Origin of the sequence: Asaia siamensis (assembly GCF_014635085.1) — a bacterium.
In the GTDB taxonomy this organism is placed as follows: domain Bacteria; phylum Pseudomonadota; class Alphaproteobacteria; order Acetobacterales; family Acetobacteraceae; genus Asaia; species Asaia siamensis.
Genome location: NZ_BMCH01000005.1, coordinates 37,340 through 62,545, shown reverse-complemented (window position 1 = coordinate 62,545; position 25,206 = coordinate 37,340). Strand labels below are relative to the sequence as shown.

General features: G+C 60.9%; 41 protein-coding genes. 25 read left to right on the top strand and 16 right to left on the bottom strand.

Annotated elements, in window-relative coordinates:
- Nucleotides 1-34 precede the first annotated feature (34 nt).
- The 15 genes from IEV53_RS09965 to IEV53_RS09905 all read right to left on the bottom strand — a co-directional run bounded on the left by IEV53_RS09965 (nt 35) and on the right by IEV53_RS09905 (nt 7,002).
- The gene (locus tag IEV53_RS09965) at nt 35-769 is read right to left on the bottom strand and encodes a tyrosine-type recombinase/integrase (RefSeq protein WP_229719815.1); all 735 of its coding nucleotides are present in this window, start codon (nt 767-769) and stop codon (nt 35-37) included.
- Nucleotides 770-1,035: 266 nt separating this feature from the next.
- A complete protein-coding gene (locus IEV53_RS09960) occupies nt 1,036-1,281 on the bottom strand; it encodes a hypothetical protein (protein WP_188426644.1) in 246 nt (81 codons plus the stop codon).
- Nucleotides 1,274-1,531 (bottom strand): helix-turn-helix domain-containing protein, encoded by a 258-nt coding sequence (locus tag IEV53_RS09955; RefSeq protein ID WP_188426643.1) that lies wholly within the window; start codon nt 1,529-1,531, stop codon nt 1,274-1,276. Before IEV53_RS09955 ends, IEV53_RS09960 begins: the two co-directional genes overlap by 8 nt.
- Nucleotides 1,524-2,030, bottom strand: a complete 507-nt coding sequence (locus tag IEV53_RS09950; protein WP_188426642.1) for a TRM11 family methyltransferase — start codon at nt 2,028-2,030, stop codon at nt 1,524-1,526. Before IEV53_RS09950 ends, IEV53_RS09955 begins: the two co-directional genes overlap by 8 nt.
- Entirely contained in the window at nt 2,023-2,718 is a 696-nt protein-coding gene (locus IEV53_RS09945) for a hypothetical protein (RefSeq protein ID WP_188426641.1), read from the bottom strand. Before IEV53_RS09945 ends, IEV53_RS09950 begins: the two co-directional genes overlap by 8 nt.
- On the bottom strand, nt 2,715-3,230 hold the full coding sequence (locus tag IEV53_RS14965; protein WP_371869856.1) for an XF1762 family protein: 516 nt from the start codon (nt 3,228-3,230) through the stop codon (nt 2,715-2,717). The genes IEV53_RS09945 and IEV53_RS14965 overlap by 4 nt, the downstream gene beginning before the upstream one ends.
- Nucleotides 3,227-3,973: a bactofilin family protein gene (locus IEV53_RS14800; protein WP_229719814.1), complete on the bottom strand. Its 747-nt coding sequence runs from the start codon at nt 3,971-3,973 to the stop codon at nt 3,227-3,229. Before IEV53_RS14800 ends, IEV53_RS14965 begins: the two co-directional genes overlap by 4 nt.
- Nucleotides 3,970-4,131, bottom strand: a complete 162-nt coding sequence (locus IEV53_RS14795) for a hypothetical protein (protein WP_229719813.1) — start codon at nt 4,129-4,131, stop codon at nt 3,970-3,972. Before IEV53_RS14795 ends, IEV53_RS14800 begins: the two co-directional genes overlap by 4 nt.
- The gene (locus IEV53_RS09935) at nt 4,128-4,316 is read right to left on the bottom strand and encodes a hypothetical protein (protein ID WP_188426639.1); all 189 of its coding nucleotides are present in this window, start codon (nt 4,314-4,316) and stop codon (nt 4,128-4,130) included. The genes IEV53_RS14795 and IEV53_RS09935 overlap by 4 nt, the downstream gene beginning before the upstream one ends.
- Entirely contained in the window at nt 4,313-4,852 is a 540-nt protein-coding gene (locus IEV53_RS09930; protein WP_188426638.1) for a hypothetical protein, read from the bottom strand. The genes IEV53_RS09935 and IEV53_RS09930 overlap by 4 nt, the downstream gene beginning before the upstream one ends.
- A complete protein-coding gene (locus tag IEV53_RS09925) occupies nt 4,849-5,100 on the bottom strand; it encodes a hypothetical protein (protein ID WP_188426637.1) in 252 nt (83 codons plus the stop codon). The genes IEV53_RS09930 and IEV53_RS09925 overlap by 4 nt, the downstream gene beginning before the upstream one ends.
- A gap of 3 nt (nt 5,101-5,103) precedes the next feature.
- Nucleotides 5,104-5,415 carry a DUF2312 domain-containing protein gene (locus IEV53_RS09920; RefSeq protein WP_229719833.1) on the bottom strand — a complete coding sequence of 104 codons (312 nt, stop codon included), beginning with the start codon at nt 5,413-5,415 and terminating at the stop codon, nt 5,104-5,106.
- A gap of 116 nt (nt 5,416-5,531) precedes the next feature.
- Nucleotides 5,532-5,807, bottom strand: coding sequence for a hypothetical protein (locus tag IEV53_RS09915; RefSeq protein ID WP_188426636.1), 276 nt, complete (start codon nt 5,805-5,807; stop codon nt 5,532-5,534).
- A complete protein-coding gene (locus tag IEV53_RS09910; protein ID WP_188426635.1) occupies nt 5,804-6,115 on the bottom strand; it encodes a hypothetical protein in 312 nt (103 codons plus the stop codon). Before IEV53_RS09910 ends, IEV53_RS09915 begins: the two co-directional genes overlap by 4 nt.
- 86 nt (nt 6,116-6,201) lie before the next feature.
- Nucleotides 6,202-7,002 carry a LexA family transcriptional regulator gene (locus IEV53_RS09905; RefSeq protein WP_188426634.1) on the bottom strand — a complete coding sequence of 267 codons (801 nt, stop codon included), beginning with the start codon at nt 7,000-7,002 and terminating at the stop codon, nt 6,202-6,204.
- 92 nt (nt 7,003-7,094) lie between these two features.
- Here IEV53_RS09905 and IEV53_RS09900 point away from each other — a divergent pair, with 92 nt between their 5' ends.
- From IEV53_RS09900 to IEV53_RS09875, 6 genes are read left to right on the top strand one after another with little or no spacing between them, the layout of a single operon-like run.
- Nucleotides 7,095-7,331, top strand: a complete 237-nt coding sequence (locus IEV53_RS09900) for a hypothetical protein (protein WP_188426633.1) — start codon at nt 7,095-7,097, stop codon at nt 7,329-7,331.
- Complete coding sequence (locus tag IEV53_RS09895; protein WP_188426632.1) at nt 7,328-7,579, top strand: hypothetical protein; 252 nt, start codon at nt 7,328-7,330, stop codon at nt 7,577-7,579. The genes IEV53_RS09900 and IEV53_RS09895 overlap by 4 nt, the downstream gene beginning before the upstream one ends.
- Nucleotides 7,576-8,040, top strand: a complete 465-nt coding sequence (locus IEV53_RS09890) for a hypothetical protein (RefSeq protein WP_188426631.1) — start codon at nt 7,576-7,578, stop codon at nt 8,038-8,040. The genes IEV53_RS09895 and IEV53_RS09890 overlap by 4 nt, the downstream gene beginning before the upstream one ends.
- Nucleotides 8,037-8,636, top strand: coding sequence for a hypothetical protein (locus IEV53_RS09885; RefSeq protein ID WP_188426630.1), 600 nt, complete (start codon nt 8,037-8,039; stop codon nt 8,634-8,636). Before IEV53_RS09890 ends, IEV53_RS09885 begins: the two co-directional genes overlap by 4 nt.
- Entirely contained in the window at nt 8,636-8,830 is a 195-nt protein-coding gene (locus tag IEV53_RS09880) for a hypothetical protein (protein WP_188426629.1), read from the top strand. The genes IEV53_RS09885 and IEV53_RS09880 overlap by 1 nt, the downstream gene beginning before the upstream one ends.
- A complete protein-coding gene (locus IEV53_RS09875; RefSeq protein ID WP_188426628.1) occupies nt 8,823-10,358 on the top strand; it encodes a replicative DNA helicase in 1,536 nt (511 codons plus the stop codon). Before IEV53_RS09880 ends, IEV53_RS09875 begins: the two co-directional genes overlap by 8 nt.
- Nucleotides 10,359-10,527: 169 nt before the next feature.
- On the opposite strand, the gene IEV53_RS09870 is transcribed toward IEV53_RS09875, so the two are convergent.
- Entirely contained in the window at nt 10,528-10,785 is a 258-nt protein-coding gene (locus IEV53_RS09870; protein ID WP_188426627.1) for a hypothetical protein, read from the bottom strand.
- Nucleotides 10,786-10,835: 50 nt separating this feature from the next.
- Between IEV53_RS09870 and IEV53_RS09865 the strand changes: the two genes are divergently transcribed.
- The 19 genes from IEV53_RS09865 to IEV53_RS09775 all read left to right on the top strand — a co-directional run bounded on the left by IEV53_RS09865 (nt 10,836) and on the right by IEV53_RS09775 (nt 25,131).
- Entirely contained in the window at nt 10,836-11,144 is a 309-nt protein-coding gene (locus IEV53_RS09865) for a hypothetical protein (RefSeq protein ID WP_229719812.1), read from the top strand.
- Between the two features lies 1 nt (nt 11,145).
- Entirely contained in the window at nt 11,146-12,126 is a 981-nt protein-coding gene (locus IEV53_RS09860; RefSeq protein WP_188426626.1) for a hypothetical protein, read from the top strand.
- On the top strand, nt 12,123-12,599 hold the full coding sequence (locus IEV53_RS09855; RefSeq protein ID WP_188426625.1) for a DUF6362 family protein: 477 nt from the start codon (nt 12,123-12,125) through the stop codon (nt 12,597-12,599). Before IEV53_RS09860 ends, IEV53_RS09855 begins: the two co-directional genes overlap by 4 nt.
- Before the next feature lie 255 nt (nt 12,600-12,854).
- A complete protein-coding gene (locus IEV53_RS09850; protein ID WP_188426624.1) occupies nt 12,855-13,457 on the top strand; it encodes a helix-turn-helix domain-containing protein in 603 nt (200 codons plus the stop codon).
- A complete protein-coding gene (locus IEV53_RS09845) occupies nt 13,432-15,570 on the top strand; it encodes a phage terminase large subunit family protein (protein WP_188426623.1) in 2,139 nt (712 codons plus the stop codon). The genes IEV53_RS09850 and IEV53_RS09845 overlap by 26 nt, the downstream gene beginning before the upstream one ends.
- A gap of 6 nt (nt 15,571-15,576) precedes the next feature.
- Nucleotides 15,577-16,341, top strand: a complete 765-nt coding sequence (locus IEV53_RS09840) for a hypothetical protein (protein ID WP_188426622.1) — start codon at nt 15,577-15,579, stop codon at nt 16,339-16,341.
- Nucleotides 16,338-16,616 (top strand): gpW family head-tail joining protein, encoded by a 279-nt coding sequence (gene gpW / locus IEV53_RS09835; protein ID WP_188426621.1) that lies wholly within the window; start codon nt 16,338-16,340, stop codon nt 16,614-16,616. Before IEV53_RS09840 ends, gpW begins: the two co-directional genes overlap by 4 nt.
- On the top strand, nt 16,613-18,295 hold the full coding sequence (locus IEV53_RS09830) for a phage portal protein (RefSeq protein ID WP_188426620.1): 1,683 nt from the start codon (nt 16,613-16,615) through the stop codon (nt 18,293-18,295). Before gpW ends, IEV53_RS09830 begins: the two co-directional genes overlap by 4 nt.
- A complete protein-coding gene (locus IEV53_RS09825; RefSeq protein ID WP_188426619.1) occupies nt 18,292-19,092 on the top strand; it encodes a S49 family peptidase in 801 nt (266 codons plus the stop codon). The genes IEV53_RS09830 and IEV53_RS09825 overlap by 4 nt, the downstream gene beginning before the upstream one ends.
- Nucleotides 19,093-19,160: 68 nt before the next feature.
- Nucleotides 19,161-19,793 carry a hypothetical protein gene (locus tag IEV53_RS09820; RefSeq protein ID WP_188426618.1) on the top strand — a complete coding sequence of 211 codons (633 nt, stop codon included), beginning with the start codon at nt 19,161-19,163 and terminating at the stop codon, nt 19,791-19,793.
- Between the two features lie 4 nt (nt 19,794-19,797).
- Entirely contained in the window at nt 19,798-20,217 is a 420-nt protein-coding gene (locus tag IEV53_RS09815) for a head decoration protein (protein WP_188426617.1), read from the top strand.
- A 12-nt stretch (nt 20,218-20,229) separates the two neighbouring features.
- Nucleotides 20,230-21,288, top strand: coding sequence for a major capsid protein (locus tag IEV53_RS09810; protein WP_229719811.1), 1,059 nt, complete (start codon nt 20,230-20,232; stop codon nt 21,286-21,288).
- Nucleotides 21,289-21,291: 3 nt separating this feature from the next.
- Entirely contained in the window at nt 21,292-21,513 is a 222-nt protein-coding gene (locus tag IEV53_RS09805) for a DUF7210 family protein (RefSeq protein ID WP_188426616.1), read from the top strand.
- Entirely contained in the window at nt 21,510-21,869 is a 360-nt protein-coding gene (locus IEV53_RS09800; RefSeq protein ID WP_188426615.1) for a head-tail joining protein, read from the top strand. The genes IEV53_RS09805 and IEV53_RS09800 overlap by 4 nt, the downstream gene beginning before the upstream one ends.
- A complete protein-coding gene (locus IEV53_RS09795) occupies nt 21,835-22,365 on the top strand; it encodes a hypothetical protein (RefSeq protein ID WP_229719810.1) in 531 nt (176 codons plus the stop codon). The genes IEV53_RS09800 and IEV53_RS09795 overlap by 35 nt, the downstream gene beginning before the upstream one ends.
- Nucleotides 22,366-22,376: 11 nt before the next feature.
- The gene (locus IEV53_RS09790) at nt 22,377-22,598 is read left to right on the top strand and encodes a DUF2635 domain-containing protein (RefSeq protein WP_188426614.1); all 222 of its coding nucleotides are present in this window, start codon (nt 22,377-22,379) and stop codon (nt 22,596-22,598) included.
- Complete coding sequence (locus IEV53_RS09785; protein ID WP_188426613.1) at nt 22,595-24,076, top strand: phage tail sheath subtilisin-like domain-containing protein; 1,482 nt, start codon at nt 22,595-22,597, stop codon at nt 24,074-24,076. Before IEV53_RS09790 ends, IEV53_RS09785 begins: the two co-directional genes overlap by 4 nt.
- A gap of 9 nt (nt 24,077-24,085) precedes the next feature.
- Entirely contained in the window at nt 24,086-24,469 is a 384-nt protein-coding gene (locus IEV53_RS09780) for a phage tail tube protein (RefSeq protein WP_188426612.1), read from the top strand.
- Nucleotides 24,466-25,131 carry a phage tail assembly protein gene (locus tag IEV53_RS09775; protein WP_188426611.1) on the top strand — a complete coding sequence of 222 codons (666 nt, stop codon included), beginning with the start codon at nt 24,466-24,468 and terminating at the stop codon, nt 25,129-25,131. The genes IEV53_RS09780 and IEV53_RS09775 overlap by 4 nt, the downstream gene beginning before the upstream one ends.
- Nucleotides 25,132-25,206: the final 75 nt, after the last annotated feature.

Here is a 25,206-nt window from a genome sequence, read left to right as displayed (position 1 = left end):
GGAGAGGATACATCCGTCTGGAACGCTTAAAAATTTATCGTATTTTAGCCATAGCAGCGCGAGCAAGCATCTCCTGATCGGCTGCGCGGGTATACCGCTCGACTTCTGACAGAGTGGCGTGCCCTGTAATCGCCGCGATCTGGTGCGCACTACATCCCGCTTCTGCGAGTCGTCGGGCGGCTGCCTTTCGCAAACCGTGCGGACTGAGGCCGTCTGGCAAGCCTGCTGCAGCGCGCCACGATTTGAACCGCATATAGAATCCGTTCGCTGTGAAGGCCTCGCCCTTCCCGGTTTGCAGAAACGTCCCTTCTTGGGGTGCATGCTCCAGCTCATACGCCAGGACCGAGTGAAGCGGGATCATCAAAGACGCTCCGGTCTTTTGCTGTGTTACCTCTAGCAGATCGCCGCGCACATGCTGGCGTCCCATACGAACCACATCACTGCGCCGTTGTCCGGAGTAGAGAAGCAACAACAGAGCTAGCCGTGGCGCAGTGCCAACAGGCCAGTGATCGAGGAATTGCGTGATCTGCTCCTCCTTCCACGGCGTCGCACCCTCTGCCTTCTCCCGATACTTCTTCACCGTCTTTGCTGGGTTGTCCTGCCTCCACCCGTCATCGACCGCGTGATCAAAGGCGAGGCGCAGTATCTTGAGCCGATTGTTGGCTGCGGCGGGTGTGTCGGCATGCCGCGCCATGATTCGTCGGATATGCACCGGCTCAAACTCCGCAACCATGCCGGCCGCGTAATCCTGCTTTTGCAGGTCGAACATGATTCGGCGATATGTCGTCTGTGTGGCGGGTGAGAGGCTCGCAAAGTGCGCCGATCGGCTCCATGCCTCGATCAAGCCTTCCAAGGTATGAGGTAGCGCTAGGACGGGCTTTCGTTGTGTCTCAGCAAGGGCAGCTTGATATGCGGCGAGGAACCCGAGATCTCGCATGTCTGGCAGCGAGACGGCCCGGAAGCCTTTCCGTCTGAGGTAGTAGTGAACCGCGCCGTTTCTGCCTTTGACCTTGTGGATATATTTGAGTCTCAGGATCACGGCGAGAGTACTGAATCGAGGAATGGTCGAGGCGCGATCACTTCGTTCCTTCGCTCGATCCCAGCCAGGCGGTCAAGGTAGCTATCGAGATCCTCGCGCAGATATCCAAAGTTTCGCGGCGTGATCGTCACTCGGCGCAGATGGGGCGCGACGACCTCACGGAAAGTGTTTTGGCTGATCTGACCGCCGAGATAGTCGATTGCGGCGTTCGTGGTCAGCAGTCTCGGCGTTACGTCACCCATCCGCCCTCTCCTTCCAATGCTCCACAAAGTCGGCATAGACCGCGACCATGACCTCGGGCGGGGCCTTGAGCACAACCATGACGCTCATGACCGTGTTGATGGTGCTGTTCTGGCCCTTGATCAGGCAGCCGAGCGTGCTCGTGGAAATTCCGGCCTCGACGGCCACGCTCTCCTGCGACCGGCCTTGTGCGACGATCATCCGCCGCACCCGCTCGCCCAGTAGGCGGTTGAAGGGGGTGGGGTCAGTCATGGGGCGCCCCTTTCATGAAGACGAGCCAATGTGATTTGGCTGTCTTGCCGCATCGATTGCCGAATAAGGGCCGCTCTGGCGTCAGCTCGAGGATGCGTCCCACGGGAATCTCGTGTTCATTCCATTTAAAAACCATCGTGCCTCCCTCACGCAGCACTCGGAAACACTCTCGAAACCCGGCGCGCAAGTCGTTCTGCCAGGTTTGCCCAAGCTTCCCATATTTCTTTGCAAGCCAGCCGGTCTTACCGTTCCTCACGAGATGCGGAGGGTCGAATACAACCAGATTGAACGAACCGTCAGCGAAGGGCAGATCGCGAAAATCCATCTCTGCATCTGGCGCAATGACTAGCTTCCTTGCCCCGCCTGCGCTCGATTTGTCGCGAAGCTCATGAGCCTCCGAGCGTATGTCTCCGAACACCGCTCGGGAGTCTGCCCTGTCAAACCAGAACATCCGACTGCCGCAGCACGGATCAAGGACGGTTGGCGTGGTCTCACCCATGCTCGCCTCCCTCGCGGATGGCTGCGGCACGGCGCTGAGCCGCCTTCAGTTCATCCCGCGCATTCGCTTGGCGCCCGTTTTCAAGCCACGTCAGCGCGTTAGCTGCGGCGTCACTCCACGCCTTATTCACCCCCTCCAACTCCTTCACCCGATCCTCAAGCGCGGTGACGCTGGCGGGGCGGGTGTATAGAGGTGTCAGCGTGTCTGAGGCTTTCCGGTGCCGGTAGGTTTCGGCTTGGTGCTTTTCCTCGTGAATGCCGTTGATGATCTGCCCATCTGCCGTCATCAGGCACCATGCGACCAGCTCCGCCCCCTCCGCATCCTTCCGACGCTGCTCTGCCGCGCCGATCTGCTTGAACTCACGAATGATAGTCTCCACACACTCGAGGGCTTCTTCCTCGGAGGCTATTGAAGGATCTTCGAACACAGCTTGCATATATCGGCGCCAATAAGGCTCGCCTTTGATGCCCTTTTCAGCATCTCGTGCCATTGCTTCTTCGTTTCGATACGCAAATGCGAGCGCTGCCTCGGAATGCCCAAACGCTCGCACCTCATCGAAGATGCGGTGAACGACCTGTGTGGCCGCGTTTGGACCGCGCACTCCATGCGTAAAGAGACGCGCCATTTCCATCTCGATTTCTTCTCGCGTCCGAAACTCCGCGCTCTCCGGCTTCTGTTCGTGGGTCATGGCTGTACCTCTATGCGCCAGCGAATTTTCCTGCCGAGAGGATGTTTGTCGCTCCTCTCGCGTGATGGGACGCTCCAACTGCGCCCCGGAGTTTCGCCGTCTTGGACCCATCCAGAGGCGCGAAGGCTGGCACCGCTTTCTTCTGGATCGGTGAATGTGAAACCTCGCCTATAACCAATCGCACGGGCTGCCCGCCAAGCTGCGCCATACAAAAACGAACATGCGTTGAATGTTCCGTCCGTACATAGGCGCGTGATCTCTACCGTTAGACCATCGTCTTTCTTCCGGGACGACGGGCGGCCTACTACACAAACTCCACATATTGCGTCGGTCATATCTACGGCTGATATTCCGAAAAGCCATCCGGTAGGTCGGTCATGATGCCTGTGCAGGGCGTCTATAAATTCGAACGCGACGCTTTGCCGTATAGGGCGCGCCGATAAGCCGCGCGTCCGCCTCTGCGCCTCCCGCGTCCGAAACTCCGCGCTCTCCGGCTTCTGTTCGTGGGTCATGTGTCAGCTCCCTCATAAGAGAACCCAGCCGATCGCAAACGAATAAAATCGATCAAGCAGCGGTATTCACGCGCCGTCTGATTGTCGGAATGTGTTTTCGATACTGCCTCCTCAAATTCAGCGAGCGTCCCATTGAAGCATCCTCTGTTTACCCTGATGCCGCTTTTTGATCGAAACCATGTCAGGGTTCCGTTTTCGGAACCCACAATGCTCAACCAGCCGATATGCGTTCTGAGTTCGACCTGCGCATTGCCGGAGACCTGCGCATTGCCGTAGACCCACGCATTACCGGAGACCTGCGCATCGCCGGAGACCTGCGCATCGCCGGAGACCTGCGCATCGCCGGAGACCTGCGCATCGCCGTAGACCTGCGCATTGCCGTAGACCCACGCATCGCCGGAGACCTGCGCATCGCCGTAGACCTGCGCATCGCCGGAGACCTGCGCATCGCCGGAGACCTGCGCATCGCCGGAGACCTGCGCATCGCCGTAGACCCACGCATCGCCGGAGACCTGCGCATCGCCGTAGACCCACGCATCGCCGTAGACCCACGCATTGCCGGAGACCCACGCATCGCCGGAGACCTGAAGATTACTTTCGACCTCGATATAACCTCCGAGATCGCCCGGCTGCACTCGGATAGCGGCTATCGCTACGATCGCTCTGATGCGCTTGAGGGTGCGCCCATCAGAAGATTTGACCGTATCGCTATCAAGTATTTCGTATTTCTTATTTACGATCATCCCCGTCTCTCCCTCAAGCATCGGGGCTTTGCAGCCTCCTGTGCTCGTCTTTCCTGTGTCTCGATCTCGGCGCGGATTGCGTCCTGCATGTCCTGCTCGTGGCGCAGTTTGTCGGCCAGTTCGTAATCGCCTGCGTCCCAGGCTTCGGCGCTGGTCATGGGTTTGTGCCCTGATCGCGGTGATGCGTCTGGGCGCTGAATGCCTCCAGATGCTCTAGCATCCTGATCTGGGCACGCAGGTCGCGGCAACGCAGGTAGCTTCGGATCTCACTGACCGCGATCCAGATGACCAGAAGCGCTGCGATGCCCAGGATGATGAGGCCATGCCAATCGCTGTCACTCATGTTGCTTCTCCAGCCTGGCGCGCGCGTGGCGGCAGGTGACAGGCCTGACGCAAGGCGGGCTCGGCGTTGATTGTGCCGCGTGTCTCGCTCGGGCGGCGAAAGCGCAGGGTCAGTGTTTTTTCATGCAGCGAGATATCGACCAGCGGATGAGCCTGATGCACCGCAAAGGCCTCATGCGGCTGCATGATGACGACGCGCTTGCGTCTGTCATCGGGCGCAAAAGTCTCGATCGCGCCGCAGGGCCAGAGACAGGCCCAGTGTTCGGACGCGCTGACAAATTCGAGGATGCGGCGCGTCCAGGTGAGCGGCACCCATATCTGCACGTCTTCCGGCGCGACGCGGCGCGCAAGTTTCATCCACTCATTCGAGCGCATGGGGAGCAGCGCCATAATGGCGGGCTCGATCCTAGGGGAAAATGAGGCCGTGCGGTTGCCGGATACAAGCCCCAGCGAGGGCTGCGCAGCCTGGTAACGACGCTCGCGTGCTTCGCTGCGCGGGTCGACCCAATCGGCAGGAGTATAGGCGCGGGCGCTCATGCGTAGGCGCTCCCCGCCCATGTCATCTCAACCAGCGGCGCGCGTCCGCTCTGGGGCAGCGCGGTTGCTAGGTGTGTGCGGCGTCGACGCACATCGACGGGTGCCTGTTTTTCGCGGCACCATGCCGTTGCGGCTCTCTCAGCCTCGCCATAGGAGGCGAAACGCTGCACGCGCACGCCCTGGCCATCATGGATCGAATAAGGCTTTTCCGGCTTTGCGGCGCCTGCGTTTTTGGGAAGTGCTGCCATGGCTCACATTCCAAGCGCGTGACGATAGATATCGAGCAGCGTTTCCTGCTCTTCGATCTCGTTCGGCTCTTTCTTGCGCAGCCTGATGATGTTCTTGATGGTGGCGACATCGAACCCGGCTGATTTCGCCTCGCTGAAAATATCCTTGATATCGCCCGCAAGAGCCGATCGCTCTTCTTCAAGCCGTTCGACGCGCTCGATCACGCTACGCAGACGGTCAACGGCAATACCGCCAACGTTCGATTCAGGATCTGCGGCCTGGCGGGCGCGACTGGCTGCGGCGGCGTCTGTCGCGAAAGTGTCGAGGCGTGGCATGGCGGGAATGTGTCCGTTAGTGCCGTTACCGGAAATATGGACGTGATTCATGGTCGGTCTTCCTACGGTCGGCATGGCCGGGCCGCTCCAATGAGGAATAAAAATAGGGGCGTTCATCACGCCATGCCGGTCAGATGCTGCAGGCGGGTGCGAGCGTGGCGCTGCATGGTTTCCAGCACGATGCGCGCCGCGTGTTGCCAACCCGGATCGCGACCAGCGATCTCGTGGGCGGCGCGTGCGGTCATATCGGCAAGCAAGTCGAGGCGCTGCGACACGGAAAGGTCATAGCGGTCGCAGACGGATTGAAATTCGAGGCTCGCTGCGTGGCAGGCTTCGAGGTTCAGCGCTTCCGGCACCTCTGACGGCTGATGATTCGACGGGTCTGCGCTCATGCCCGTGCGCTCCCAACGCGCCCGTGTCGGGCGAGTATGGTCAGAACGGGATTGGTTTGCGGTATCTCGGGAATGACGGTGCGCCCTTTGGCGGCGCGTTCCATCTGGTCGGCCTCGCGGCGCTTATCCGCAGCAGCGTTCTGCCAGAGGCGTTCGGCATCGCGGCGCAGGGCAAAGCCAGCCTGCTCGGCGAGGGCGTCCATGTATGAAGCCATGGCACGCATGGCCTTGATGGCGTCGCGCCCGGCCAGGGGGGGCGTGGGTGATCTGTTAGGAAGGAAGACGGTCTGAACCGGCGTTGCCGACATCGGCTGGCACTCCATCGTGGGTGAACGATGAAGTTTGGTATCCTCTTTGGAAACCTAGCGCAAGGAAAAGTTTCCTTATGGGATACCTAAAAAGTTGCCTTCAGCGTGGGGGTGTAATGTGCGACCACCAAGCCTTGAACGAAAATATTAGGCATTCCGTTGGAGTGTCCGTCATGTCCGTTTCCGTAACACTCCTCTAAATTATCAGGCAATACGATAGGAGACTGAAACAAAGGGTCCGTACTTTGCGGCCAAAGTATCATTTTTCCGTCATCGGTGATCTGAAAAGCTTTTATAGTAGCTTCGAATTCCTGAGTATCTTCTGAACGCTGTATAGCGACGACATATTCTCCATTTTGAGGGTGTCGCGCGAGATCATCAAAATTGATGACCACAACAATTGTGCCATCAGGAAACACTCGGTTCATCGAGTTTCCGTGAACCACTAAGCCATACCTCTTAAGTCCGGGATACCTAGTATCAATCGGCCCCGTGATCGCGTACCAGTTCGCCTCGTCCCATTGCAGTGCCTCGCGCCAAAGCCCAGCCTGCACGCTTCCGACAACATAGATCTTCTCAACACTTATAGGTTCTGCCGCTGTGGCGCCTCTAGGCAATACCCCGCCAGCACTTTTGTGCTGGGCAAGGTATTCGGCGTTCGGGGGCGTGTCATACAAGAGGCGCCAGTCTTCCTTAGGCAGCCCAAGGTGCGACCAGAGCTTTCTTGCGTAATCTGGTCTGAGGCCCCTACTTCCTTTGACGATCTTATTAACCGCTGCCTTTTGTAGGTTGATTACCTGTCCGGCCTGCTCTTGCGTCATATCAAATGCCTTAAGATAGGCGCCAAGATAATTAGGATACGGCGGCAGTGTAGCTTCGTTACTCATGAGGCACATTGTCGCCGATTTGGAAACTCTTGTCGGTTTCCTAAATGGATATTCCGATTGCAGCAAGTGTCCCATTAGGATACCAATGCAGCATGAAGCTCGGCGATTATCTCAAAACCAATCAGATCAGTCCGCGCGATTTCGGTCTGTCGATCGGAATCAAGCACAAGGCAACGGTCTATCGTTACCTCAACGGTTTGCGCTTCCCTTCTGCGGCGGCTCTGGATCGAATCAAGTCGGCTACCCAAGGGAAGGTCACCGCCGACGATTTTGTTGCGACTTATCGCGAGCGTCATGGCGAGCAGTTGGTGCTTGAGACGTCGGCATGAGGCTTTTTCATGATTTGCTGACTACCCCGCGAACAATGGCCCGTCATCCGAAGCGCGTCCGGTCGCTGATCCTCGCTGCCCTGCGTCATATCAGCGACGTGCTGGCCAATGTGCTGCGCGATCTCGCGCCTGCCCTCGCCCCCGAAACAACGCCGGAAGCGCCACCGCATGATGCGCGCCCTGCCCCGGCCTCTTCGCCGCGCTCTGGCGCGTGCGCCTCTCCCTCTCTTTGCAGGACCCTGCCATGACCACGCACGCCATCAAGACGGCCACGCAGGCTGTCATTCGTGCTGTGGGCGGTGTCGATGCGGCGGCGAGTTTCGTCCGCGTCGGTCGCTCACAGCTTTCCGATTACCAAAACCGCCATTCACCGTCGGTTGTTCCGGTCGATGTCGCGATCGAGATGGATCGCTGCGCGCAAGAACCAGTCATTCTGGCGGCCATGGCGCTTGCCGAAGGCTACATTCTGACGCCACTCAAGGTCGGCCAGGGCGATCTCGCGACCGATATCGAAAAGGTGTCGCACAGCTTTAACGAGACGATTTCTACCACGCTGCGCGTGCTGGCTGATGGCGTTGTCGAGGCGCATGAAGTTGTGGCGATGCGCGCCACGCTATCGAGCCTGCATCATGCGGTCGGGCAGGCCCTGCATAATCTGCGGGCGACGGATGAGAAACCTGCCCCTGTTGCGCTGCGAGGTGTGGCATGAGCGCCGTTCATTCCGACCCAGCGCCCAAAATGGTGCGCTCGCAGCTGGCGACGTCTGCTGAGCAGGTGCATGCAAACGTGCTGTTCAAAGAGCTTCGCGGGCGCAAGGGCGCAAGGCTTGCGCTGGCTGTCATTCTCGATCGCGCGCCGAAGACAATTACCGGCTGGCATCATATTCCCTCTGCCTATGTGCGGCCTTTCCTGCGCGCGCACGAAAGTGGTGCGCTTGAACGGGCCATTCAGAACATCGCGCCGGTTATCGCCCCCGCCGAACGCGAGCGTGCCCGCGATATCACGCGCAAGGTTCGCGCCCAGGCGGGCGGCGGCAAGGCTCTGGCCAGCGCCCTCAACGTTGCGGAAAGCAGCGTCAAGACATGGGATGACGTGCCTGAGCGGCATATTCCAGCACTGCTGAAGCAGTTCGGCAGTGTGCAGACGCAGGCAGAGCGCAGCATCGAAAGGCCACCCGTGAAGGTCTCTGCCAGTACGGCGCGTGTCTCGGGCGTCTGGCACCGGAACTGCCTCTTTTGTGGCGCTGCTTTCTCGATTGATTCTCCGTTCATCCGGCGATGCGAAGCGCATAGGGGGCAAGGCTGATGGCTCGTCCTGCACTCGATCGCGTCCGTCTTGCTCCTGCTGTGCAGGGCTATCATCGCAGGGGCTTCCCGGCGCGGCTTATCGCCAGTCGGCTTGGCATTTCCGAACGCAGCACGCGCGGGATGCTCAAGGATCTGGGGCTGACCTCGCCCCGGCCTGCGGTCACTCATACTCTGGAGATGCGTCATGGGTGATATTCAGACGCTCGGGCGTCTCACCACGCTTAATGAGCCCGAAAATCTAGATGCTGAATCGGCATTGCTCGGCGCGATCCTGACCAACGGGCGCCGCGCGCTGCCCATGGTCGAGGAATATCTGCGCCCCGAGCATTTCTACGAGCCGCTCAATGGCGTGATCTACGCTGCCGCCCTGCGCATGCATGCGGCGGGTGTCGAGCCGAATGTTATCCTGATTCGCAATCAGATCGGTGCTTCCGAAGTGCTGATGGGCCGTGATGTGGCGGAGTATCTCGGCCAGATCATGATGGCCACGGTCGGCATCCTCAATGCTGGCGATTACGGGCGGGCGATTTTCGACGCCTGGACACGTCGCCAGCTCCGCAATGTCTGCATCGATGTCTCGCGGCTCTGCCTCACGCCTGGTGGCCAGTCGGGCGAGCAGATTGTCGAGCAGATGGAAGCCGGATTGCTCGATATCGCCCAGAACATGCGTGAGAGCCTGCCGAACGTCACGATATCCGAAGCCATCCGCGAAGCAATTGCCTGCGGGCGCGAGAATGTGGCGCGTGGCTCGGCGCTGGCTGGTCTGTCATGGGGTTATCCTGCCATGGACCGCATGACGGGCGGGCTGCTTGATGAGGCGCTTTATGTGATCGGCGCGCGCCCGGCCATGGGCAAGACGGCCTGGGCGCTGGGCGTGGCCATGCGTGTTGCCGCCAATGGGCAGCGCGTTCTGTTCTGGTCAGGCGAAATGGCTGCGCGACAGATCGGCGCGCGTGCCGGTGCGGCCTATGCCGGGCTCTCGACACTCTCGGTCTTTGCCGGGCGGCGGTATGATATCCCCGAAGACGTGGCGACCGGCCTGCGCGCCGAACTGGAAGAATGGCAGTGGCAGGCCCTGCATGAGGGTGAGAGGGCTGCCGAAGAGGTCGCGCTCGAACTGGATGTGCGTTCCGGCCTGACCGTTGCCGGGCTACGTTCACGCGCGCGCCGCATGAAGCGCAGCAAGCGCGGGCTGGGCCTGATCGTGCTCGATTATGTCGGGCTGATGCATGGCAGCGATGCTGCGCGTCGTCGCGGGCGCTATGAGGAAATGTCGGAAATCAGCGCGGGGCTCAAATCCCTCGCCAAGGAACTCGGCATTCCCATCATCGCGCTCGCCCAGCTCAACCGCGAAGTGGAAAAGCGCGAAGACAAGCGCCCAACCGAGGCCGATCTACGCGATAGCGGCGGGTTGGAGCAGGACGCCGATCTCGTCGCGTTCCTTTACCGCGATCACTACTATCTCAAGAAAGAGGCCAGTGGCGACGGGCTGCAGAAGCGCGACAAGGAAACGAACGAGCAGTTCGCCAATCGCTGCTCCGATTTCCAGTTCCGCCTGCGTGAATCGGTCGGCAAGGCGCAGGTGTTGATCCGCAAGAACCGTCATGGCGGCACTGGATCGGTGCGCATGCGCTTTGATGATGACAGCACCTGGTTTCGCGATGAGTGCGAAGATCCGCGCAGCCCGGCGTGGGTGACGAAGGGGAGCGGCCATGGTTGACCTCAACACATTATCGCCCGAAGCGCTGAAGGCTGCTGTGCGCGGAGGTACGTCTTCATGGGGCCAGGTCGGAAACGATGCTGGCATACGGTATTGCGAGGCGCTGCCGAAGGCGAGATCGCGGAGGAAATGCCCTTGCGGCTGCAGTGGGCGCGCCACTCATACAGGATCAAACAATGGTGTCGTGCTCTGTAGTGGTTGCGAGCTCTCCATCCGTCGTTGGGTGCGCAATCCCCTGAATTTCCGCCAGTGTCGCGTCTTTCAGGCTGGTGATGCGGTAACGGTGAAATCCAATGGGCGAGATTGCCCCGGCATCATTGTCGAAAAAGTGGTTGATTTGCCGCTCTACTGGCGTGTTGCATTCGCCTTCGGCGGAGATATGCCGGTCCATGAGATCCTCATCAATCTCGTAACTCCTGCGGTTCATGATCTTGCGCGCAACGCCGAAATCGTAAGCCTCGCGAATAGGAGGTATGCATGAGCGCATCTCCTGTGCCGCGTGCAAGACAGCGCCGCCGCTATGGCGTGCATGCGCGCTCTGTCATGGCCGATCCGCGCTGGTCTGTGCTGCCGCTCGCCGCTCGCGGCATGTGGCTGCATCTGACCGATATTGCCGATGTGATGCCCGAGCTGCGCGCCCCGGTGCGCGGCCAGGCCGTGAAGGTGCCGGATCTCGCGCGCCTGCTTGCTGCTGAGCCGAATGAGGTCATTCGCGCCATTTCGCATCTGGTCAATCGAGACATTATCGAGCCCGTGTCAGACGGGTATCGCCTGAAAGCTTATTGAGATGTCCAAATCATCGATCGAGAGCCGGGCGCTCGCCATGGTCGCCAGTGATCTGCGCCTGTTCACGCTCGCAGCTGAGGCTGTGGTGGTGTGGGTGCGTCTGATCTCCGCCATCCTCGAATACGGCGCAGACGGCATTCTGCATGCTGGCAAGGATGGCGCCCCCGATCTCGCAACGCTTGCGCGCTTTAGATTTCATGTGTCGGAAACCCAACTCGAAACCTACATGGAAACCTACGCCAGAACCCGGCTGATAACCTATGACGCGGCAAGCGGGCTGGTCGGATTGCCTGAAACACTGCAGCCGACGCGGCGCGCCATTGCCTCACGATTGAACGGCAAAAAGGGCGGAAGACCGCCGAAAAATGCCAATCCGGCGCCGCAGCACGATCCGCGCCAACGCACGGCCATGATGCCGATCTCAGGAGGAAAAACCGTGTCGCAGGAGACCCAATGCAAAACCCAGCCTTCTCACGCGCGCGCTAAGCTAAGCTTAGCTGATAATATAAGCTTAGAAGATAAAGCTAAGCTTGGGGCGCAGGTGGATGATGCGCAGATCGACACCGCCTATCAGCGCATCGGCCCCATGGCGTTCGAGGCTGCCGGGTTCGACCCGGCGCGGGATATGGGCAATTACCGCATCGTGCGCCAATGGGCCGCCGATGCGATGCGATCCGGGTTGAGCGCGGACGAAACTGAACGGCTGATCCTTGGCGTGGTTGGCAGCGTTGCCGAACGCCAGCGCAGCAAGGGGGCAGCAATCAGCCATCTGGGCTATTTCGGCAAAGCGATCGGCACGGCCATTGCAAACCGCGATGTGCCTGAAGCGCCGTTGAGCGAGTGTGAAATCGAGGCCGATCGTGCCTGGAAGCGGGACATAGACACATGGCGCGAGCGTGTGGCCTCTGGTGTGGCGGGTGCCGGCAATGACCCCATCCCGAACCGTGCGGATTACCTCGACCGCGCAAGGAAGGCCGCATGAGCAAGATGCCACTGCGTTTCGATCCTGACCGCAGCCTGCCCGAGCAGGTGAGCGAATGGCTGGATGAGGCTGCCCTGACGCTTGCGGCTCTTCCAGCCACCGGGTTGCGTCCCGCCGGGGCTGGTAGCACATGGCCCGACTATGTGCGTGATCTGGAAGATCTCGGCTGGGATCGTGAAAGCGACGACTTCCTGCCTCGGCCTACCGCCGACCAGGTTGAACGGCTCGATATCGTTCTGACCTGGGTGCCGATGATCGAGGACCGCAAGCTGCGCATCGTGGTCAATATGCGCCTGATCGTTCACCGGATCTCGGGGCGGCATAAGTGGGAGTGGCGGAAGATCGGCGCAAAAATGGGGGTCGATTACAAGACGGCGCAGGCATGGCATCAGAAGGCTTGTGCAGACATCGCAAAAAAAATTCGACCGGGTGCATTTTTTACTTCTCAAACTCCTCAATTTGCAGATATGTGAGAACCATACTCGCGAGACGCTTACCCATTCGGGCAGGCGTCTTTTTTTTGTGCCTGCGACTTGGGATGCGGAGGGTGTCATATGACCGGATCATGCGCCCCTTACCCCCTCCGATGACCGGGGTAGCCCAGAATTTTTGGGTCCCTCCTGGCAAGGTCCCCTGCCGGGGATTGTTCGCACCCCGGTCAGAGGCAGTTTTTCAGTAAAATCAAATCAGGGTTGGTGTTGTTGTTGTTGTTGTCCGAGGGGGAAAGCATGGAAGCATCGCCCGGCGTGACGCTCAACAAGGCTGAAATGGCCAAGCGTCTCAAGGTCTCACTGCCGACACTCACCAACTGGCTCGACCGCTGGCCTGATTTCCCCTTCGTCGATCGTGGCACCAACGGCAAGAGCTGGCGCTTCGACCCTCATGCCGTGTTCGACTTCCTCGCAGAACGCCAGGAGGAGGAGCAGCGCAAAAGCGCCGGGCGTGATGAGCAGCTTGAACGGCTACAGCTCCAGTTCGATGAGCTTTTCGAACCCGAGGAACAGCCGCGTTCGTTGGGCACGGTGTCGGCCAAAGAGCAGATCGATATCTGGCGACTGCGCGAACTCAAGCGCAAGGAAGCCGAGCGCTGCGGAAAGCTCGTGGTCGCTGAGCAGCTGCAGGACATGTTCTCATCGGCCTTCGCCACGCTCTCGCGTGACATCGGCATGTTTTTGCGCCGACTGGCGCGTGAACAGGACTGGCCTGAGGCCGTATTGCGCAAAGCCGAGGCCGATCTGGCGGACACGCAGCGCAAGTCAGTTACCGCCGTTCTCGACACGTTGAAACAGGAAGCCGACACCAATCATGAGCGACAGCTACACCTCGCCTGACGATGTGCTGTTTGCCGACCCGCGCCTGATCCTTGCCGAGGCCATCAAGACTTATCTGCCGCCTGAGCGGATCAACACCGCCGATTATGCGGCCAAGCACCGCATTCTAGACAACCGTGGCGGTGGCTATGTCGGGCGCTGGAACCACGATGAGGCCCCATTCCTTGTCGGCCCCATGGAAGCGCTCGATGAGCTGCGCTTCCTGAACGTGGCTGTCGTCGGCCCTGCCCGGTCGGGCAAGACGACGATCGGCCAGAACTGGCTGCTCAAATCGGTCGATGTCGATCCGGCTGACTTCCTGGTCTATGCCCAGACCGACGATGTGATCGAGAGCTACGTCAAGCGCGAGATCGCGCCCATGATCGACCTGCACCCGCAGGCGAAAGAGAAGCTCGGCCTGCGCCCGGTCGATAACTCGCTCAAATTCAAGCGCTTCCGCGCAATGTGGATCGAATTCCTCGCGGCGGCCTATAACAACCTGATCAACAAATCTGCCCCGCGCATTATCATGACCGAGATCGACGCCTATCCGGCCAGTCTCGGCGACCCCTGCGCCCTGGCCTCGATCCGCCGCGAGACATTCGGGCAGGAAAGCATGCTGCTGGCAGAAAGCCATCCAGACCGTGCCAACGGGCTCGACCCGTCGCTCTGGACGGATGGCATCATGAAGCAATATGCGGATAGCGACCGCCGCCTCTGGTGGTGGCCCTGCCCGCATTGCAACGGTTATTCGAGCCCGAACCCGACCGCTTCCGTCCCGATGACATTGCACTGGGAAGCAGAAGCGCCGCTCAATGAGATCGCAGAAAGTGCGGCCCTTCTCTGTCCCCATTGCGGAACGCTGATTGAGGATAAATGGCGACGCGCCATGAACCGCGACGGCATGTGGGTTGGCCACGGGCAGGAGATTTCGACCGAGGGCGAGGTCACTGGCGATCTGGTCAGAAGCCGCACGGCGGGTTTCTGGATCACCGGCCTGATGTCGCCTTTCATCATCGGCGGCGTGGGATCGCTCGCCTATGACATGGCGAAGGCGCAACGCGCATTCGAGGCAACCGGCGATGACAAGGATCTGCGCGCCGTCACCGTCAAGCGCTGGGGCCTGCCCTATCAGGCCAAGCGGGTGGCGGGGTCTCTCGATGCCGGGGCGCTTGCAGCGCGTGCAGAGGCCGGGCTGCGCCTTGGCTTCGTGCCGGAAGGCGTGCGCTTCCTGACCGCTGCGGCGGATATTCAGGCCAATCGCTTCGAGCTTCTTGTCAGGGGCTGGGGCGTCAACGGCGAAAGCTGGGTCATCGATGACCGCGTTATCGCTGCTGACCCGGCCACAAGCCCGAATGACTGGGACAACCTCCTGATCTCGCTGGAAGAGGCGCGATACCCTCTTGCGGACGGCTCAGGCCGGTGCATGAAAATCCTCGGCGTCGGCTATGACAGCGGTGGTCAGGATGGCGTCACCCTGCAAGCCTATGGTGCCTGGCGCCGGTCGCGCAAGCGACGTGGTGCGCGGCGTCTGGGTAAATTCGACGGTCGGGACGGGTGGACCATTCTGCCGCTGAAGGGCGCCAGCTCGTTCAACGCCCCTACCCTTGTCGTCACTTATCCCGACTCACAGCGCAAGGACCGCATGGCCCATGCGCGGGGCGAGGTGCCGGTCGGCTTCTTCAACCCCAATCGCTTCAAGGACGATCTCTCGACGCAGCTGCAGAAGGGCGAACCGGGGCCATGGTATGTGCATTTCCCCGCCGCGCTGCTGGCAGCCGAGCCGCCTCACCCGTTTTTCGAGCAGCTCGTTGCCGAACAGCGCCGCCCCGATGGGCGGTGGGAGAAGGCGACAAGCTCGGCCCGCAATGAGCGCCTCGATCTCATGGTGATGAACAATGTCGTGGCCTATCTCTTCGGCGTTGCCCGCATCAAATGGGAGTCACCGCCCGCCTGGGCCGCGCCATGGGATCAGAACAGCCTCGTCATGGTGCCGGTGGTGCCATCAGACGATGCCGGATCGGGCGCGAGGGTAGCGCCCAGCGTCGTCACTCAGTCAGCGCCCTCCCCCACCACCGGCGATGAGGCACGCAAAGAGCGGATGCGCCGCATGGTCTCACGTATGGCAAGGTAATCCGGCATGGCAGGCATAGATTTCAGAGTGAAGATCGATGTCCGCCACACCATAGCGGCGTTCGATCAGCTCTCGTCGAAGGAAGTGCCTGCCGCCATTGCCATGTCAATGAATAAAGTGGCGGGCGCCGCAAAACGCGCGATCGTGTCGGAAATGGAAGAGGTGTTCGACAATCCGAACAACTGGACCCTCGGCGCTTTCGCGGTCCTGCCTGCCACGCGCGACCACCTTGAAGCGAAGGTGATCACGAAAGACGGGACCGGCGAGAAACATCCCAACGCCTACCGCTATCTCAACATTCAGGACACGGGCGGTCGACGCCGCATGAAGCGCTCCGAATATCTGATGCGCGGCATTTCCGAAGGCCAATACTGGGTGCCGGGCAAGGATGCTCCGCTTGACGCCAATGGCAATATCCAGTCAGGCGAGATCACGCGCATTCTGAGCCGCCTCGGCCAGTTCGAGGAAAACGGCTTCAAGGCCAACATGACGGCCAATAGTGCCAAGCGCCTCGCCAAAAAGGGCATGAACGCACGCGGTCAGCGCTCGGAATATTTCGTTGCCCGCGAGCGCGGCAACGGGCGGCCCAGCGGGATCTACAAATATGTCGGCCCCGGCCAGGTGGCGCAGATCCTGATCTTCACCCCTGCCGCCCCGAACTACAAACCGCGCATATCCTTCGAGAAGATCGTCGCCGATGTCGTCGCCCGCGAGACCGATCGCATGATCGGCCAGGCGGTGCGCTACACCCTGAAAAAGAGGCTGGAATGAGTTTCACCCGATACCCCCCGATCAAGCCTCGGCAAACGATCCTTTCCGGCCTGACCAATGAGCAGTTGCAAGCCAATCTCGCCGCCGCGCAACAGGCTTACGCCGATCTCATGACGGGCGGAAAGCCGGTCTCGGTCTCCTATTCTCAGGTCAATGGCGCGCGATCCGTCACCTATACCGCCACCAACAAAACCGACCTGCTGAACTACATTCAGCTTCTGCAGGCACAGCTCGGGATCACCCGGCGCAGACCTTTGAGGATTGCTTTTAGATGAATGATCGCAGCGCGCTGATCCTCGGCCCGGATGGTCATCCGATGCGCCGTGCGCCCGCGCCTGCGGCCCCGCGTCGTCGCTCTCTGGCGCTCAATGGCGGCTGGGGAAACACGCCCTATGATGCCGCCGATATCACCGGCGCCCATATGTCGGCCTGGAACCCGCTTCTCTGGTCGCCTGATGTCGAGCTCAACATTTATCGCGACCGCATCGTTTCGCGTGTGCGCGACCTGGTGCGCAATGATGGCTGGGCCTCGGGCACCATCACCCGCGTGCTCGATAACGCAATCGGCGGCTCTTTCCGTGCCATCAGCAAGCCCGATTATCGCGCCCTGCGCGTCAAGACCGGCTTTGCCTTCGATGCCGCCTGGGCCGATGAATGGGGCCGCGTGGTCGACAGCCACTGGCGGTCTTTCGCCGAAGACGAAAACCGCTACTGCGATGTCGGGCGTCGCCTCACCTTCACGCAGATCTGCTGGTCTGCCATGCGCCATGATCTGGTGGATGGCGATGCCCTGGCGCAGGTGTGCTGGCTGCCTGAACGCATCGGGCGCGGGCGGGCCGAATATGCCACGACCTTCAACCTGATCGACCCTGACCGGCTCTCCGTGCCCCAGAACAACTGGGACATGGAATTCTGCCGTGGCGGAGTGCAGATCGATGAATGGGGCGCGCCGGTTGGCTATCACATCCGCGCTGCCCATCAGGGCGACTGGTTTGCGGCGGCCAAATCGCAGCAATGGAACTTCATCGCCCGCGAGACGGCATGGGGCAGACCCAATGTCGTGCATCACTTCCAGACCGAGCGCGCCGGTCAGCATCGTGGCGGCGCAGGCATCCTCGCCCCCGTGGTGCAGCGCCTCAAGATGCTGATCAAATATGACGGGACCGAACTCGATGCTGCGATCGTCAATGCAATCTTCGGCGCCTATGTCGAAAGCCCGTTCGATCAGGAAATGGTGGCGGATGCGCTCGGCGGCGGTGAGGCTGGTTCGGCCTATCAGGACATGCGCAGCGAATTCCATGGCGGCAATCGCGTCATGCTGGGCGATGTTCGCATGCCCATGCTGGCGCCGGGTGAGAAGATCAACACAGTCAGCGCCGCCCGGCCTGCTTCGAATTTCCGCGATTTCGAAGGGGCAATCCTGCGCAACGTCGCCTCGGGTGCCGGTGTCTCGGCCATGCAGGTCAGCAATGACTGGTCTGACGTAAACTACAGCTCGGCACGCGCTGCGCTGATCGAGGCATGGAAAACCATGTCGCGCCGGCGTCAAAACTTCGCCCAGGGCTTCGCCTCCCCTCTCCGGTCCTCTTGGCTGGAAGAATGCGTGACCCTGCATGATTTACCCATGCCTGCAGGCGTGCCGAAAGACTTCCTCGCCCGGCACTTCCCCGATCTGAAGACGCCGCTCTCGCGCTGCAAATGGCTCGGGCCGGGGCGCGGCTATATCGACCCCGTGGCAGAGCGCAAAGGCTCGATTATGGGGCTCGATGCCGGTCTCACGACGCTGGAAGAAGAGATCGCCGAAAACAGCGGTGCTGATTGGGAAGAAACCGCCGATCAGCGTGCGGTCGAAGTCAGGCGGTATCGAGAGCTGGGCTTACCACTGCCAGAGTGGGCCATCAACGAACTGGATGCCGATCGGGCGTCGCAGCCTAAGGAGCAGGACGCAAAATGATGGAGGTGGCTTCCCTTTTCCTGAACCGCCCGATCGCCCTCACTGAGGCCAGCCTCGCCCTTCTGCGCGTCGGCTTTCAGGGTGGCGGCAATGCCGAAGCCTTCCTCGGCGAACGCATGGCGGCGCCGGATGCTCCCTATGAGGTGATCGAGGGCATCGCCATCATCCCGGTCTCGGGCGTGCTCCTGCCGGGCTCTGGCTGGTCCTGGTCCGGGGCGACCTATTATCAGGATATCCGGTGTTCGCTCGCTGCGGCTCTGCAAGACCCCGCCGTCAACAGCATCGCGCTCATCGTCAATTCTCCCGGTGGCACGGTCAGTGAGTGTTTCGACACGGCGGATCTCATCTATCAGGCGCGTGGCGACAAGCCGATCTGGGCCATTCTGGATGACGTGGCCTATTCCGCCGCCTATGCCATTGCCTCGGCTGCCGATTTCATCACCGTGCCCCGCACGGGCGGCACAGGCTCGATCGGCGTCGTCGGTATGCATGTCGATGTCACGGCCTCGCTCGCCGATGCGGGCATCAAGGTCACGACATTCCAGTATGGCGCCCGCAAGACCGATTCATACCCCACCACGCCCCTCACCGATCCGGCGCGCGAGCGCATGCAGGCCGATATCGATGAGATGGGGGAAATGTTCGTGGCGCTCGTCGCCCGCAACCGGAATATCTCGCCCGAGATCGTGCGGAATACTCAGGCCGCAACCTTCATGGGTGAGCATGGCATAGCGCTCGGTCTCGCCGACCAGATCGCCACGCCGCAGGAAGCCATCAGCGCTTTGCTGAGGGCCTGACCCCACCAAACCTCGCTTGCACGCAAGGCCCCTTTCCGGGGCCTTTTTTTATGCCCTGGAGACTCTTGATGTCGAAAAAGATCGACTTCTCACCTCTGTTCGGTGGCGCGGCCCGACGTGCTGCCCCGACACGCATCGACCCTGCCCTCACCCGCCCCGGTGCCAAGTCCCGCGCCGAAGAGGAAGAAGAAAACGACGGCGAAGGCGGCAACGACGACGAGAAAGAAAACCCCAAGCCTGAAACCGGCAAGCGCGGGAAGAAGGCAAAGAAGGCCCGTCGTGCAGAAGACGATAACGACGACGAGGGCGGCACCGACGCCGAGGAAGGCGACGACGACACCGACGCCGAAGATCAGGACGATGATGAAACGGCCAAGGCCCGCGCGCGTGAGCGCGGACGCATCGCCGCCATCATGAGCAGCAACGCTGCTGCGGGCAATCCGATCCTCGCTCTGGATCTCGCGCTGAATACGCGCATGACGCGCAATCAGGTGATCGGGACCCTCAAGCGCACTGGCGGGTCGATGGGTGTTGCCCCCTCTCTGGCAGCAGCGCCCATCAGCCAGCTTGACGCCCGCATGGGCCGTGAGCGCACGGCGCCTGTCCTCTCCGAAGACGGCCACAACCGGCCCGATGGAAACTCTGTTGCGGGTGTCGCAGCCCGCCTGACCGCGCGCCACAGCGCCATGACCGGACGATAAGCCCATGAGCGATAGCATCACCAACGGCATCTATTCCCAGACGCCCGGCACGTTCGACGCCACCTTCCTGCCCGATCAACTGATTGCAGGCCCTTTCCAGCGCGTGACCGGCAATGTCACGCTCGCTGGCAGTAACGGCGTGCTCCTGCGCGGTACCGTGCTCGGCGCTGTGACCGCTTCGGGCAAATATATCCCTGCTGTCTCGGCGGCAACGGATGGCAGCCAGAACCCTGTCGCAATCCTCGCCGACACCTATGACACCACTTCCGGCGATGTCGTAGGCGCAGGCGTCTATCTGACGGGCGAATTCAATGTGAGCGCGGTCACGCTCGGCTCTGGCCTCACGGCTGCTGCTGCAACGACTGCGCTTCGCCCCCTTTCTATCTTTCTGAAATCTGCGGTCAGCGCCGCCGATCCTTCCTGAGGAGCCTGACCCGTGGTTAATCCTATTTCGATCTATGACACGAACGTTTTGGTTCAGGTCGTCGCCAACCTGAAGACTGCGCAGACCTTCTTTCTCGATGGTTTCTTCGGCAACATCATCGAGAGCGATTCACAGTATGTCTCGATCGATATCGATGTCGGCAAGCGCCGTATGTCGCCATTCGTAAGCCCGCTCGTCGAAGGCAAGCTGGTCGAGCAGCGCCGCATTCAGACCAACGTTTTCGAGCCGCCCTACATCAAGGACAAGCGCGCTCCCGATCTGATGCGACCTGTCCGCCGCATGCTGGGCGAGCGTATCGGTGGCGGGCCCATGAGTGCTCCTGAGCGCATGGAAGCCAATCTCATGTTTGAGCTGAACGATCAGGTCGACATGCTCAAGCGTCGCCAGGAATGGATGGCAGCTCAGGCGCTCCTCACAGGCAAGCTGACGGTTTCCGGTGATGGTTTCCCGACCTCGACAATCGATTTCATGCGCGATCCGTCGCTCACGATCGTACGCTCGGGCTCAAGCATGTGGGATGCTACCAATTCAACGGCCAGCCCCACCGCCGATCTCAATGCCTGGTCTGCAGCCATGCTCAAGGCCAGTGGCGCCCAGCTGACCGATCTCGTCTTCACGAACAGCCCGTACAATGCGCTGCTCAAGGACGAGACGATCAAGACGGCCATTCTGAATTCTGCTTTCCGACAGAATGATGACGCCAATTTCCAGTTCGGCCCCAAGGTCGCGCCGGGTGCGATCCTCAAGGGTTACTGGGGTAATATCCGCGTCTGGCTCTACAACGATTGGTATGTCGACGAGAACAACGTCGAACAGCCGATGATTCCTGACGGTACCGTTCTCGGTATCTCCGATCAGCTCAACGGCACCCGAGCCTATGGTGCGATCAAGGATCCGGCCTTTGCTTATGGGGCCATGGCCTATGCGCCCAAGAGCTGGATGCAGGAAGATCCGGCGCAGCGTTTCCTGATGCTTCAATCGGCGCCGATCGTCATTCCGAGCCGAGTGAATGCCTGCTTTGCCGCAACCGTCACCAACCCGGCGAGCTGAGCCATGGCCAAGACAGATACGATCAGCGTCCGGGTGCTCCCCGGTCGCGCCCTCACCCATGATGGCAAGCGTCTCGAAGCGGGCAAGGTATTTGACCTCCCCGAGGCGCAGGCACAGGCACTGCTCGCTGCTGGCCATATTGAGCGCGTCGAAGTCGACGCGCAGGCCTCAGGTGTCGTGCCCTCCGGTAGTGGACACGAACCGACGAAAGATCCTCAAAAATGATCGACTTTGATGGCCTCGCCCTTGGCCCGTGCATGCAGGCCTTTGGTGAGGCCGTCTTCTATGAGCCGATCGACGGACCCGGCTATGCGACGGCAGGGATCTTCGATGATGCCTTTGTCCCGACTTTCCCTGATGACGGCACCGATCTGGGCCCGACGCATATCGTCAATTACGCCGCCGTTCTTGGCGTGCAGCTCGCCCAGATGCGCGCCCTGCCAGTGCAGGGCGACAATCTGACAGTGCGTGGCGCGGCCTTCACCGTGCGTGAGGCCCGTGCCGATAGCCGGGGCGGCATGCTGCTCATGCTCAACTTCAGAGACGATGATGACGATACCGTACCGCCTTTTACTGCGTGAAACGGCCTGCCGTGTCCTGCTGGCCTCTGGCACGGATGCGGGGGAGAAGGTCTTCACGGCGCGCAGCATGCCCTCCGAGGCCAAACAACTCCCGCAGATCGCGCTTCAGGTGCCGATCGACCGGGGCGAGAGCTTTGGGCGGTCGGCCCCTGGCTTTCGGCGGGTGGCTTATCTCGTGGCGGTCGGCAAGGTCTCGCATAGCTCGGCAGAGAAAACCGAGCTGGCGCTCGACCGGCTGGGCAGCCAGATCGAATATGCCCTTATGCAGAGCCCCGCCCTGCAAGGCATGATCCAGCAAGTGACCGAGATCGATCTGCGCGTGCAGATTGACGCTTCCGGCGAGACCTTTCTCGGCATGGTCACGGTGCGTCTGGGGCTGGAATACAGCGAATATTTCGAGCTGACGGGTCTGCCACTGGCAGAGATCGGCGGCAAAATGAGCGCAAACGGCAATGACGATTTTGCCGATCTGCGCGTCACCTTCCCAAATCAATGAGGTCACACCCCATGCGCGTGAAACCCGCACCTGGCCGCGCAATGCGCTGGCCGGGCACGCTGCGCCTGCTGAAATACTCAGGCGAAGACGTGCCGGAAACCGCCTTCTGGCTGCGCGCCCAAGCCAAGGGCGATGTTGTCGAGGCCAAAGACGATGTTGCTGAGGTAGGCGCCTCGTCTGCGGGTGATGAGCCGGTGCCGGGCCGTGCCCTTGTCGCGGGAGCGAAAGAATGAGCGATACGATCACCATTCCCGGCTACTCTGCCGATAACCGCAATCCCGGCGTCTATTTCGCTCTCGATAACTCGAAGGCCAACACGGCAACGGCTGCGCGACGTGTCCTGATCATTGCGGGCATGCTGGCCTCCGGCACAGCCGCCTCGGGCATTGCGGAATTGTCGCTAGGGGCAACCGATGCCGCCAGCAAGTATGGCGTCGGCTCTCAGGCAGCGCGTGCCGTCTCCTGGTATCGGGCAATCGATACACAGGGCGAGGTCTGGGTCATGGGCCTGTCCGATGACCCCTCGGCAGTCGCAGCCACCGGGTCTTTCACGATCGCTGGCACGGCATCGGCATCCGGCACGCTTTCGCTCTATATCGGTGATCAGCTCGTCAGCACGCTGGTGACGGCGGGCGATACAGCGGCCACGGTTGCAGGCAATGTTGTCGCCTCTGCGCAGGCAATTTCGGGCCTTGCAGTCACAATGGCGGTCGATGGGACAAATGCGGGTAAGGTCAACGTCACCGCGCTGAACAAGGGGCTTGCCGGTAACGATACGCTGCTTTCTGTCTCGCTTTTGGGCACGGCGGGCGGTCAGAGCGTGCCTGCCGGTCTGTCGGTGGCGATTGCGCAGATGGCAGGCGGCACGGCAAACCCGACCGCGCTTGCTGGCGCCCTCGCCTCGATGGGTGAGCGCGTCTATGATCTGGTGATTCACCCCTATACCGATAGTGGTAGCCTCACAGCCCTGAAAACGGCCCTCGCCTCTCGCTGGTCGGCGATGTCGCAGCTTTATGGCCATGCCATCACAGCCTATCGCGGCACATACGGCCAGGCGACAGCTTTTGGGCTGACGCAGAATGACCCGCATGCGACGATCATGCCGATCTCTGACAGCGCCTCTGATCCGCTGCGCTGGGCTGCGGAGATCGGTGCGCAGGTCGCCCTCTCGATGCGTGCCAATCCGGCCATACCCATCACGGCGCTTGCGCTCAACGTCATGCCGCCCAGCGATGCAGGGCGTTTCACATTCGATGAGCGCAACAGCCTGCTGCATGATGGTCTGTCGACGCATCGTATCGGCGATGATGGCACCGTCACCATCGAGCGTCTGATTACCACCTATCAGAAGAACGCCGCTGGTCAGCCCGATAACAGCTATCTCGGCATCGAGACCATGATGCAGGCAACGGTCTGCCTGCAGGATATGGCCGCCTATCTCGCCCAGACCTGCCTTGGCGCTATTCTGGTCGCAGACGGGGCAAAAATCAGCGCGGGCACAAAGGTTATGACAGCCCAGCTGGTCGGCAAGCAATGCGTGGCCCGCTACCGCTGGCAGGCGGCTCAATTCTGGGTCCAGAACCCCGATAATTTCGCCGCCAATATCGTGGCGCAGAATGTCGGCAATGGCGTGGTCAAGCTCTCGATGCCCTATGACTTCGCCGGTCAGCTCTGGATCATCGCGGGCACTGCCCAATTCGTGAAATCGTAAGGAGGTCAGATGTCTGAAACCGCCTATCGCGGCCCCCTTGCGGGTCTCGCAACCCTCAACATCAACGGCGAGCCGTGGAACATCGTTGGGGATGCCCAGTGGCAGGCCTCGGGCCTCGTCAACGAAACCCTCAAAGGTCAAACGGCTGTCGAGGGCTTCGGCGCGATGCCCCAGCAGGGCTTTTTCCAGGCCACCATTCGTGATCGTCGCGACCGATCAATCTCTGATTTCCAGGGAGCATCGGGCCTCAACATCGTGCTGGTCCAGGCAAACGGGAAAGTCATCACCGTGGTCAATGGTTGGCAGACCGGTGAGATCAATCTCAACACGCAGGAAGGCACGTTCGAACTGCATGTCGAGAGTGACACCGTGACTGAGGATACGGTTGGATGAACCAGATCACTGACGCTGAAGTCATGGGCGCGCTCGCTGGCGAGGTGCCTGATGACGTGGCGCCCGATAAGGGGCGTCTGATACTCACGCTCGATGAGCTGATCAAGGTCAAGGCAGGCGAATACGCCCGGCTCGAACTGTTCGAGCCCTGCGTCTTCCATGTGCTCGAAGCCTCGAAGAAGATCGGCCCGCGTCCTGATCAGGAAACGGTCTATGACTCGCAGATCGATCTGGTCGCGCGCGTGTCAGGCTGGCCCCTGACGGCGCTCTACGCGCTTCCCTCGCGCAAGCTCGATGAGGCAATCGTGTTTGTGACCGATTTCGAGGAAAGCGCGCGTCGTCAACCCGATGAGCCGCCCAGCCACGAGGATCAACTCGTGCTCGTCACTGACCGCGAAATCGAAGCCGTCAAAAGCCTGTGGCGCGAAATGACGCTGCGCGAACCCAATGTCGCAGAACGCCGCGCGTTCAAGGCGGCGCAGGCCAAAGGCAGCGCCTATGCCTATATGCGCGGCGAATTGCAGCTCGTCTCGAGCATCAGCGGCTGGCCCGATGCGGCCATCCTTAAGATGCCGATCAGCATGTTTGCCCGCGCGGCGGATTACTGCGCGGGTTTTTTTATACCTGGCCCGCAAACTGGGAGCAGCTCGGCACCGACCTGACCGAGGTATTTCCGGGCTGGACACGCACCGAATGCGAAAGCCTGACCGGAACGGATCTGTGGCGCGCTGCTGAAG